At 38.5% G+C, this 12114-nt stretch carries 9 protein-coding genes; 6 read left to right on the forward strand and 3 right to left on the reverse strand.

The genetic code is table 11. The features are described 5' to 3' along the window. The first annotated feature begins 5 nt into the window (after positions 1-5). From AB3I00_RS09015 to AB3I00_RS09035, 5 genes are all read left to right on the forward strand, one after another. Positions 6-3092, forward strand: coding sequence for a lysozyme family protein (locus tag AB3I00_RS09015; protein WP_368025073.1), 3087 nt, complete (start codon positions 6-8; stop codon positions 3090-3092). A 25-nt stretch (positions 3093-3117) separates the two neighbouring features. Further along, positions 3118-4053, forward strand: a complete 936-nt coding sequence (locus AB3I00_RS09020; RefSeq protein WP_024634756.1) for a hypothetical protein — start codon at positions 3118-3120, stop codon at positions 4051-4053. Continuing rightward, on the forward strand, positions 4053-4775 hold the full coding sequence (locus tag AB3I00_RS09025) for a flagellar protein FliS (RefSeq protein ID WP_368025074.1): 723 nt from the start codon (positions 4053-4055) through the stop codon (positions 4773-4775). The genes AB3I00_RS09020 and AB3I00_RS09025 overlap by 1 nt, the downstream gene beginning before the upstream one ends. A gap of 167 nt (positions 4776-4942) precedes the next feature. Next, positions 4943-5488 carry a hypothetical protein gene (locus AB3I00_RS09030; protein ID WP_368025075.1) on the forward strand — a complete coding sequence of 182 codons (546 nt, stop codon included), beginning with the start codon at positions 4943-4945 and terminating at the stop codon, positions 5486-5488. Positions 5489-5541: 53 nt separating this feature from the next. Then, positions 5542-6222, forward strand: coding sequence for a hypothetical protein (locus AB3I00_RS09035; protein ID WP_368025076.1), 681 nt, complete (start codon positions 5542-5544; stop codon positions 6220-6222). Between the two features lie 188 nt (positions 6223-6410). Here the strand turns inward: AB3I00_RS09035 and menA are convergent, their stop codons facing one another. The 3 genes from menA to pplA all read right to left on the reverse strand — a co-directional run bounded on the left by menA (position 6411) and on the right by pplA (position 9505). Then, positions 6411-7364 (reverse strand): 1,4-dihydroxy-2-naphthoate polyprenyltransferase, encoded by a 954-nt coding sequence (gene menA, locus AB3I00_RS09040; protein WP_002315803.1) that lies wholly within the window; start codon positions 7362-7364, stop codon positions 6411-6413. Between the two features lie 12 nt (positions 7365-7376). After that, on the reverse strand, positions 7377-8480 hold the full coding sequence (locus AB3I00_RS09045; RefSeq protein ID WP_368025077.1) for an FAD:protein FMN transferase: 1104 nt from the start codon (positions 8478-8480) through the stop codon (positions 7377-7379). Positions 8481-8569: 89 nt separating this feature from the next. After that, complete coding sequence (gene pplA, locus AB3I00_RS09050; RefSeq protein WP_002307821.1) at positions 8570-9505, reverse strand: extracellular electron transfer flavoprotein PplA; 936 nt, start codon at positions 9503-9505, stop codon at positions 8570-8572. A gap of 301 nt (positions 9506-9806) precedes the next feature. Here pplA and AB3I00_RS09055 point away from each other — a divergent pair, with 301 nt between their 5' ends. Next, the gene (locus AB3I00_RS09055; RefSeq protein ID WP_368025078.1) at positions 9807-11741 is read left to right on the forward strand and encodes an NAD(P)/FAD-dependent oxidoreductase; all 1935 of its coding nucleotides are present in this window, start codon (positions 9807-9809) and stop codon (positions 11739-11741) included. Positions 11742-12114 lie beyond the last annotated feature (373 nt).

Here is a 12114-nt window from a genome sequence, read left to right on the forward strand (position 1 = left end):
TGATAGTGGCTGATTTGGAAAATCCAAGAGGAAATATTGAACTGGATAACGAAAGAGAGGATGAGAAAGGAAGCATCTCCACTTCCAAGTCTAAAGCAGAAAATATTATTTTAAATAGAAACGGTGAGAAATCATCAAAAACAAAAGTCTTCAAAACGAGTAGTGAGAAAAAGAAAAACATTCGGTTGAAGAAAAAAAACGGGAAAAAAGTAAAACTGATAACTTCGAATACGCGTAAAAAACGCCTTCGTGCCATGCTTCTCGAAAAAAGAATTGTCGCAGTGCGCAATCCAAAAATCGCGAAACAGCAAAAGTTATTTCGAAGAAGACAATTACTTTTAAAATCAAAAAAAGAGCTAAAGTTGGAAAATGCTCGCCAAACGAACCAACAACATATCATCCAACGGGAAAAACCGAATGAGCAGACTTATCGGAATAGTGTGATTTCTGATAAAAAAAGCACGCAGACAACACAAACGATTATTCGTAAGCAAAAGTTCCGTAAACAAGCTTTACAAACAGACCTGTCATATAAAGGCTATGTCAGTGAGGCGCAAAAAGCTTCTTTGAAGCAAAATCAGACTAAAATCAACAGACAGTCCAAAACTGCTCAAACATATAAGAGAAAACATCAGCGTTCGACTCTCTCTGCTCAATCGAAGCAAACGGGTCAAACCAGCCAGAAATATAAGAGACAGTCTGGTCGAGCAAGCACATACAGTGTGAAAAATCTAAAACATAAAGTAGACCGTTCATTACAACGAAATATTTCGCCTAAAAATCGTTTTCGTTCACAGATAAAGGAATTAGTGATCGATAAGGTAGGACGAGATGGGGACGGCAACTTGAATTTAATCGGGTTATTGATTGCACTGTTTATTTTAGTACCGATATTGTTGAAACTGATTATCATCATAACCATCGTGGCAATAGTCATTACGGTCATCACTGTAATTATCACGATTTTCATGTTTATTGCTAGTTTATTCGTCGTGAAGACAGAAGATATGGCGTTGGAAGAAGCTTATCGCTATGTCACTCAACTAGATGCTCTTAAAAATAGAAATGTCTACAATGCTTACCAAAATTTGATCAATGACGAAGCATTCGATGAAGTATACTTCCATGTCAACGGTGTCCAATCTGATCCAGAAACATTTTTATACTCATCAAATGGCGACAGTTACTTATACTATTTGAATGCAAAATTCGAAGATTACGATATCGATGAATTAGCAATAGCGAAATATCGGGAAAGAATCGGGCAAAAAACTGGTCACTGGATTCCTTGGACTAGTCGAGGAACTATCTATGCCATATTCAAAGATGCCCCCCATCCATTGACGCAAGAACCAGTCCGTGTCAATCGAGTCAGAGATGAAATCCTTGCTATCCATGATATGGTATATAACTACAGTACGCTTGCTGAACTAGGAAAAGAAATCGAAACAACAACAGTAACGATTGACGAAGAAACTGGGGAAGAGAAAGTCGAAGTCAAAAGAGAAACAAAAAATATCGTGACGATCAACATCAATATCCAGACATTAGGGGAAATGCTAGATTCAGACCCGGAAGTAGATGTCTATACCCTGCGAGGAATGTTCCCTTCCGATGATGACCCTTATTATGGTAGGGTATCTGCATTCGATGAAGAGGAAGTTGATAAATATTATCCAATCAGTGATTTAGATCGCTTTGAAAACAAAATCTTTTTACTTAATCCATTCGGGGCCACTCATTACGCAAGTGTAATCGAAAATTACGGATATCGTGGACGAAATCCAGACGATCAACATGTAGATATTGTCTTGGAAGCCGAGCCTGGCACACCTGTCTATGCGATGGGGGAAGAAACCATCGGTAGTATTTTAGGAGACGGAACTGGTTTACGCACGTGGGTTTATATCAATGAATTCTCATTTTATCTGCATTATCGAAATATCGATCTTGTACCTGGACTACGTTCAGGGCAGCGATTATCTGCAGGTGATCTTATTGGATATACTCGTTCTGATAATGGTGGTAATTTGCTTATGGATATGGAACTTTATCGTTTCTGGCACGCAGATCCGCCACTATATCCAGCAGTATATATCGATAATCTTTCTTTTGCTCATGAGACGAATCTCGGTTATTTCCGCAGTGGCGGAGGGTTGAGAGGGGAACTGATCAATCCACCAGCTTCTGTTACGAAATGGCGGGAGAAAGTGGCTGAAGAAACAAAGAAGAATGATATCGAAGGGTATGAAAATGCGATTTTATCCATTATCTGGGTAGAAACAGGCGGGAATGAGAAAGAATTTCCTGATATCATGCAAGCCAGTGAATCACAAGGAAGACCGCCAAATTCCATTAGGAGTCCAGAAGAATCCATCGAAGTTGGCGTACGTTATTTTGCTCGTCTTCTGAAAAAAGCACAGGAAAACCAGAAGAATGAGCGAGCTGCCGTCCAGGCATATAACTTTGGAGAAGGTTATTTAGATGACTTGATCCGAAGAAATAGTGATTACTCCTTTGATGACAGCAGAATCTTTGCCCGAGATAAAAGTAATGGAAAAACCGTTCCGTATCACAATCCTACTGCGTTGCTGTTTGGTTATACGTGGCGATATGATTATGGAAATATGTTTTATGCGCAACTTGTAACGAATAATATCATGGTCGAGAGTGGACGGATGGTAGAAATAGCTAGAGAAGAGTTAGGGAATTTGAATGGTGATAAATATTGGCGCTGGTTTGGTTTTGAAAATCGTGCAGAATGGTCTGCGATGTTCGTTTCATGGGTAGCAGATCAAGCAGGTTACATCAGTCAAAATAAAGTATTGAAGACGCCAAATGTATTAGCGATGAGAGACTGGTTCTACGAAAATGAAAAATTCAAACGTCATGATGAAGAGTATTTACCACAATCTGGTGATCTTATTTTCTTTGATTGGTCAGGTGGAAGAACTGGCAAGGATTTTGTCGGAATTGTGGAATATGCAGGGGGCGGAATGGTCCAAGTCATCGAAGGAAATTCCGACAATCGAGTAAGAAGAAGAACCTATGCTTTAGATAGCATAGCTATCTCGGGGTATGGCACCCCATAATCTTATTTTTAGGAAAGGTGCGAAGATGCTTAAAAATTTTTTAGAGACAAAAGCTGGAAGAAACATCATTATAGGTATAGCTGTTCTAATCGTGGCAGTAATTACTCTTGTCACTTATTCACTGATGAGTGGAAAACCAAAGGAAACAGCCCAAGCAAATGATAAGACAGAACAAACTCAAGAAAGCAAAGAAACGATCGGACGTTATAACGGAACAATCTACAGCGGAACATGGTATTCGAACCGTTCGGATGATATGTATATCGAGTTAGATGCAGATGGAACTTACTGGGCTTCTTCCTGGATTCCTAAAGGCGAATACTACCTCAAGGACCAAAATATTATGGTTTTAGAAGCAGAAGATGGAAAAACAAAGGAGTTCCAGTTACAAACACGGATGGGTAGCACAGTGATGTATCTGAAAGAAGGAGAAGAAGAGATCTTCTTATATCCGAATGAAGACATCAAACAAAAAATGGAATCAGAAAATGCAGAACAAATCGAAGCGGCTGAAAAAGCAGTGAACCAAATGTGGTCTGATATCCTGACGCAAGGTCACTGGGAGAACAAAAATTCAGATCGAACATTCAAGCTGGAATTCAAAGATGGAGAATATATTCAAACGAAAATCGAAGGTGATGATCAGGAAACGGAGACATTCCAATATACCATAACAGGAATAGTTACGGAACAAAGCGGAGCTACTGTTTCATTAAGCCGAACAGACGGAAATGATAGAAAACAAGATATTAATTTTAAGATAACAGAAGAAGGATCAAAATATATCTTGGCAGGACCAGTAGGGACCTTCAAGTGGAACTCTTACTATGAAAAAAAATATGACGATGTCACACTAACGCAAGATGGGGCAACACGCGACGATTTGCCCGAACGGACGATAGAGACAACAGATGAAGAAGGGAACAAGGTCATTATCACAGAAAGAGATGTGACGAACTGATGGATGGAAATAATGCTGCGAAAGATAAAGAAGTAGAACTCACGGAAAGAGGGTTTCTCTATCTCGCTAAAAGCACTCCCCGTATTTTATTATTTGCCGTGAAGTCTCTATATAGAATTGGAAGAGGAACGATCAATCTTGTGAGAAAGAAAAGTTTTCGCGAGACTATTAAAAGCCTACCTCGTGTTCCAATAGTTATGTTTAAACTTTTATATAACGCTAGAACAAGAAGTATCGATTTTGTGGAAAAGACGCGTGGAAAACAAAAAGAAGCCAAACAAGAGAACAAAAAAAATGTAGCAGTCCAAAAAGAGAGCCAGACCCAAAACCATGACTTGAAAGGCAAAACGGTGGGATTATCTGAAAAAGCACATCAAGCATCTAGACCCACATTTAAAATCAATGCTAAAAGAGGAATAGCTAGACCTAGAAAAGTCAAAACGCCAGAAATTACTGTGAACCGGAATATCGAAACCAGAGAACTAGGATCGGCATCGCAAAAATCAGGTACAAAAGCAGAGAGAAATGAACGAACAAGAAGTAACAAAGCTGCTAGATCTCGGGGACGAAGCCAACAAATGCAAAGCAATCGTATTGCTCCAACTCGGAAACGTCAACGTTCATTAAGTGAGATTACAGCTTCCGCAACTAAGGTAGCCAAACAAATGAATGAAAAAGTGCTTAATGAGAAAAAAATTTCAGCACCGTCACTATCTAGATAAGAGAAACAATCGAAAAAGCTTAGGAAGAACGAGATTTCCATCTCTTCCTAAGCATTTTCTAAATCAAGCGTATAACAGTTTGTATCTCAAGAACAATAGACAAATGAAACAAGACGCAATGGTCAACAGCGCATGACTCGATTTAGTGAATAAAGCGGAGGTTCATGATGGATAAACGAGAAAAAGCTTATTTACGCAGTAGTAAGAACATACTGAATAATCACTTTACTTATATTTTAGATAACGTCAAAAAAATAGAAAAAACGTTAAACAAACAACAGAAGGAAATGACGAAAAGAATGATTGATCCTCCTAAAAAGCAAGTGTTGTTTAATGAATATAATCAAACAAAAGAAACTTATAAGGTATGGAATCAAAGATTAGCGGATGTCGAAGAACAGATTCTAGATGTAAGAAAACTATTGAATGACAAAAATGATTATCAGTATAAAAGCAAGACGATGAAAAGAAAAGGATATGTGGTGGGCACAGCCAAATCTTATTTAAGTCATAACGTTGAACGATCAATGAATGATATCCGGAAGACAACAAATTTTGGGATTAAATTATACAAGCAACAAGTGAATAAAGAACGCCCGCCTAGTAATTTTCAAATCACGTTAGAAGACATTATTAAAGCTAGAGCAGCCCTTAAAAGTACCCCAAATAATCCTAGAGAAAATCAAGTCATAAAAAAAAACGGTTGTCGGTAAAACAGCAAAGCCAACATGTAGGCTTAATAAAACAAAAAGCGAGGTCTGAAAAAATGTCTAATAAAAAGGACTTAAAAAAAGAAAAAGAATTGCTGAATGAGAAATTCAAAAGTGTTTGTGAAGACTGGCAATCAATATACAAAGAACTGATTAAGGGACAAAAAGAAATACAGAAGGAAGGGGTAGCTCTAGAAAATCCTGAGTACAGAAACGAATTTAAAAAAGCTTTTCAATCTAACGAATATAAAAATGGAATGTCGATTTATAATCAATCTGTAAAGCTAATTAAAGATTATCAGAACAATTTGATTGATTATGGAAAAATTTGTCATCAAATGCATGATCTTGAGCAACAAATATATGGAAAAAGAAAAGAAATCAAGGATAAACCAAGTTATATAAAAAGCAGTAAAACATTTAAACGGTTGAACTATAAAGAAGGATTTGCTGTAAAAGCTTTAAAAAACAGTTATAAAAAATTTTACCCTAACGAAGTATCATCTGTTATCAGTACGATCAACGATCTTGCTGATACTGCAAATGTCAAGTTACACCTTCGCAGTGCAGAAAAAATGTCCAATGAATTGAAGGAATTACTACCAGGTGTGCGTAGAAAAGGAGAGATTATTAAAGATAGTGAAACCTTAACCGTTAAATTAAAACAAGCTGAACAGAAAGTTGAGCAAAAAAATCAAAAGCTACCAGTTCAAAAAAGTCCTCATCCAGTTCGCTGATACGAATCAAAAAAAATAAGGGGCTGTGACAAAAGTCTTGTCACAGCCCTTATTTCCGAATAAACGGTGTTCCAGAAGTAGCTTCTTCGGAAATAAGCCAAAATTTCACAAAAATTTGAGAAGCAATTTTCGTAAACTCCTTCTTATTTCTTGAAGCTGACTACTTCTGTCACAACCTCTTCAAGTCGTTAAATGGCTTGTACAACGATCGTTAGTAATAAACCCAATACATAGCTAGCATTGAATAAGACCATATTTTTGATGGAATAGCTGAAACTGATAGGTTGGGGTAATGTTTGCTTGAATTGATCTAAATGCTTCTTCACAATTGGAAAAGTCAAGAAGGTGACTAAGATCGGCCATTCATAGATACCACTTAACAATCCCATCAAAATCACAAAATAGCAAGCATACATCAATAGCTGGAATAAGACTGTTCCTGCTGGGCGTCCGATATAAAAAACCAGTGTATAGCGATGATTTTCAATATCGCGGTCAAGATCTCGCAAATTATTAGCTAACATGATATTGGCAATCGTAAACACCAGGGGTAAAGAGGCTAAGACAATTGCTGCTATAGCCCAAAGGTTTCCTACCAAAGCAAATTGCCCGGATGAAAAGTTGATCGTCAGATCATAGACATCCGAACCGAATGTATTGACATAAACGACCATGGCAAAAATCCCAAGTCCCATAGTCACCCCGCTGAAGATTTCCCCTAAAGGCATTCGAGACAAGGGAATGGGACCGAATGTATAGAATACTCCGATAAAACAACAGATAAATCCCATCAAAAGCAAAAGCCAACCCGTATTGATCGTTAAAATAATGCCAATAACAAAAACAAATGCGATCATCGCTAAAATCATGTTTCGGATCAATACAGGGGATAGATTTCTGCGACCAATGACGTTTTCTTCATACTTATATACTTCAGAATGAGCTTTTTCATAATCCATGTAATTATTGATCGCGGTAGTCGCTAAATCAAAAACTAGCATCCCAATAAAAAATAAAAAAGTGTTTAGCCAATGTATCTCGTGAAAAAAAGCGATAGAGAATAATACCCCTACCGCAAAAGGAAATACACTAGCCACCTTTGTTCGTATTTCAACTACTTCTAAAAAGATTTTTAGTGTCATGGTTCGTGCTCCTTATTTTAATTCAGAACGGTCACCCATCGTGTAATGGGAATCCTCAGATAATTGGAAAGTGTCTTTAATTGGATCGGTCACATATACTTTATCATCTTTCGTTACGAAGATTGCTTCCGTCCCATTGTTCAATTCGCTTTCGACATATTCCAGACCTTTTTTCACACCCATTGAAAAGACTGCTGTAGACAGACCATCACCATCGATCGATTTATCTGTTATGATCGTGACACTTGCGATATCGTTGTCGAACGGGTAACCCGTTTTTGGATCGAACAAATGATGGTATTTTTTGCCATCTACTTCTAAATAGCGCTCGTAAATTCCAGAAGTAACTAACGTTTTGTTCCGTTCTTTGATAGAACCTAGAACAGAGCCACGAGCCATATTTGGATCTTGGATGCCAACTGTCCAGTCTTGATTTTCGCCTCTTGGGCTGTGTCCTAAGACATAGACATTCCCACCTAAGTCAACGATAGCAGTAGTCACACCTTGTTTTTTCAAGACTTTCACTACTTCGTCCGTAATGTAGCCTTTGGCGATTGCACCTAAGTCGATGATCATCCCTTTTTCTTTTAGATAGACCGTTTTTTCTTTGTCATTTAGTTCGATCTTATGATAATCCACTAATTTCAATGCCTGATCGATTTCTTCTTGTGAAGGTTTTCTGGCGTCATCAAAACCGATTCGCCATAATTGAGTGATCGCACCAATTGCCATATCGAATCCGCCTTGAGAATCTTGGCTGTATTCATAGGCTCGTTTGACTAACGTGTAGACGTCGTCAGAAACTTTTACTGGTTTGATACCAGCTTGTTCATTCACTTCATCGATCTCGGAACCTTTTTGATTGATCGTGATTTTATCACCAAGTTCTTTTACTCGATCAAAGGCAGGTTTCAATGCTGATTCTTTGCCTTCATCATACACACGGATACGAACGTAAGTCCCTAACAAGAACTGTTCATCAGAGTACGGATCTTTTAAGATCTTGGTAGATGCTGAACTTTCAGTAGTTGTATTTTTTGCTGAATTAGTGCAGCCAGTTAGCACCATAAAAGAGATGCTCAGTGTGATTAAGGAAAATAGTAGTTTTTTCCGCATTGTTTTCCTCTCTTCATTTTGAAAGGTGAGACGACTGCCTAACCTGGCTATCGTCCCACCCTCCAACTTTTATTCGTATGATTATGTGATTATTTTTCTGTTACGATATTATCTACTTCGATTGTTTGAGTGTCGCCTTTTTCAGCTGCATTCACTAATTGTTGTGCGTACATGATGAATGAATGTGAGCTGTGTGTAGCACCTGTAACAACTTCTACATCAGCTGGTGAGCCGTCTTCTTCACCCATTGCTTTGACGAATTCATCGTTAAGAGTAGGGATGTAAGTTTTTGGTTCTGTCCCGCTTTTGGCTTTCATGTTTTCATTGTATTCTGTATCATCTTGTTTTGATTTACCGTCTTTGTCGATATAATCAAAGTTTGATTCAGTTACTTTGCCGCCAGCAACTGTCATTTCGAATTGCACACGGTAGCCGTTAGAGTAGTTCTTTTCTTCTAGCTTGTAAGTGCCGTCTTTCAAATCAGCACCATTGTCGATTTCGATTGTATCTGTGTTACCAGCTTGAGCAGCTTGGATCAATTGTTGTGCGTAGTTTTGGAAGCTTTCAGATGAGTGAGTAGCTCCAGTTACGACTTCCACACCGCTTGCGCTTTGTGCTTTTAAGAATTGGTCATTCAACTCAGGAATGTATTTTTCTGGATTTGTGCCAGATTTAGCTTCCATGTTTTTGTTGTATTCTGCATCTTTTGTTTTTGATTCGCCGTTTTCATTGACGTTATCATATTTTGATTCAGTGATTTTGCCGTCTTTTACAACCATTTCAAAGACTGCGCGGTAACCATTTGAATAATTTTTTTCTTCTAATTTATATGTGCCGTCTTGCAAGTCTCCGCCAGCAACAACTTTTGCAGATGATTCCGTTGTGCTTTTTGCAGTCGAAGATTGTGCTGTAGATGATTCAGAAGAAGAATTTGAACTTCCGTTGTCATCTGCGCCGCAAGCGCCTAACACTAGAGCTGAAAATGCTAACACGGCAAATCCAGTTACAAAACGTTTTTTCTTCATTTTAATACCCCACCATTCCATTTTTAGTCCACAATTTTTCTTTGTGATTCATTATACATTCTAATCTTTTTAGCCTATAAGTCAACTATTTTCGATAAATAACCCATGTAATATTTCAAACGTTTTCTTTCAGCAAAATTCGTGAAAAAACGCTTTATTTTAAAATTTGAAAAAAATCCAAAAGGAGTTAGACAAAAGAACAGAACATCTATATAATATATGGAGATTGTGTAATAAGTATCAAACTAAAAGAATTATCATATATTCATTATATAGATAGTCTATAAGGAGCGGATGATCAATGGCAAAGCAAAATATTGTCGTTGTAGGAGCAGGATATGCCGGTGTTTCAGCTACAAAATACTTGGCAAAGAAACTGAAAAAAGAAGATGTAGCAATTACTCTGATCGATCGTCATTCGTACCATACTATGATGACCGAGTTGCATGAAGTAGCTGGCGGACGTGTAGAACCAGAAGCAATCCAATACGATCTGCAGCATTTGTTTGCTCGTCAAAAGAATGTACAGCTTGTCACAGACACAGTTGTCGGTATCGATAAAGAACAGAAAATCGTCAAGACCAAATTAGGTTCCTATCCTTTTGATCAGCTGATCCTTGGAATGGGCGGAGAGCCGAATGACTTTGGTACACCTGGTGTCAAAGCACACGGATTCACTCTTTGGTCATTTGAAGACTCTGTAAGGATTCGTGAACATATTGAGAAAACAGTAGCAAAAGCTGCATTGGAACCAAATGATGAGTTGCGTAAAGCCATGCTGACTTTCGTTGTCTGTGGTTCTGGGTTTACCGGTATTGAAATGATTGGGGAACTGATCGACTGGAAAAATCGCTTAGCCAAAGATTATAAGTTGGATCCAAACGAGATCACACTGATGGTCGTAGAGGCAATGCCAACGATCTTGAATATGTTAGACCGAAATGATGCTGCAAAAGCTGAACGCTATTTGCGTAAGCACAATGTAGAATTATTATTGAACGCACCAATCGTAGAAGTGGCTGCGGATCATATCAAGCTGAAGGATGGACGCAATATTCCGACCCACACACTGATTTGGACAGCTGGTGTTAAAGGAACTTCTGATGCTGCTGATTTTGGATTAGAAGCAGCACGCGGACAGCGGTTGATCGCCAATGAATACATGCAGGCAAAAGGCTACGAAGATAAAAACATCTATATCATCGGTGATTTAGTCTTTTATGAAGAGTTCCCAGGAACACCGACACCGCAGATCGTCCAAGCTGCTGAACAAACAGGACACACAGCCGCAGCGAATATCGTGGCTTCGATCAAAGGCGGAGAAAAGCATAAATTTAAAGGGAACTATCAAGGATTTATGGTTTCTATTGGTGCCAAATGGGGGGTAGCTAACCTATTTGACAAGATCCATCTAAGCGGATTTTTAGCTATCGTAATGAAACATATCGTGAATTTGAAATACTTCTTTGATATTCGTTCTGGTTATTATATGTTCCAATATTTAATGCATGAGTTTTTCCATATCAAAGACGATCGCAACGTGACTCGAGGACATTCTTCTCGTTACGGCAACGTCTTATGGAGTGTGCCACTTCGTATTTTCTATGGTTTAGTTTGGTTCGTTGAAGCTTCTAAAAAAATCATTGGGAATGGTGAAGTGTTCAAACCAAGTACATGGTTTGGTGAAGGATCATGGTTCACTGGAAACAGCGTATTCCCTTGGACATGGGAATATAATGTAACAGATGTTGCCAGTGGTGCTTCTGCTGCTGGAGACGCAACGACAGCTGCTAGCGGAGCAGGGGCAAGTGCCGGAGAAGCAGCGACTCATGCTGCACATTTCGGTTTGAGTTATGCATACGGAGAAGAACCAATGGCTGTGATTGAGAAGTCACCAGACTGGTTCACAAAGATCATGCAAGTGATCATGCCAAATAATGATGTAGCGATGTTCTTCCAAAAATTCATGGTATTCTTTGAAATCGCCTTGGCATTAGCATTGATTGCTGGATTATTCACATGGCTATGCAGTGCGACAACGATCGTATTAGTGGTCACGTTCTGTTTATCAGGTATGTTTTACTGGGTAAACATTTGGTTCATTTTTGTTGCTTTCGCATTGATGAACGGTTCCGGTCGTGCGATTGGTTTGGATCGCTGGGTGATTCCATGGCTACAACGTACACTAGGCAATTGGTGGTACGGTAGACCAAGTGCCCAATACGGCAAGAAATAAATAGATAAAAATAAATGAACAACGTTACTTGAATGCAAGATTTCAATAGAAAGGGGCTGAGGCAAACCGTCGCAGCCTCCTTTTTATGTAAAATAAAGGAATAAGATGCCCGAGATAAGCCTCCACGCTTAAAGCAAGGCGCAGATGTCATAACCTCTGATAAACGGTATTCCAGAAGTAGCTTCTTCGGAAATAAGACGAAATTTCACAAAAATTTGAGAAGCAATTTTCATAAATTCCTTCTTATTTCTTGAAGCTGCCCACTTCTGTCACAACCTCTTGATATAAATGGTGTTCCACCTGCTGCTTCTCGGTAATAAGCCCTAAGAATCAGAAAACATGGAAAGCTGTTTTCTATTCTTCGTTCTTATTA

Origin of the sequence: Enterococcus sp. C76, from assembly GCF_040886985.1 — a bacterium.
Taxonomy (GTDB): Bacteria; Bacillota; Bacilli; order Lactobacillales; family Enterococcaceae; genus Enterococcus_B; species Enterococcus_B lactis.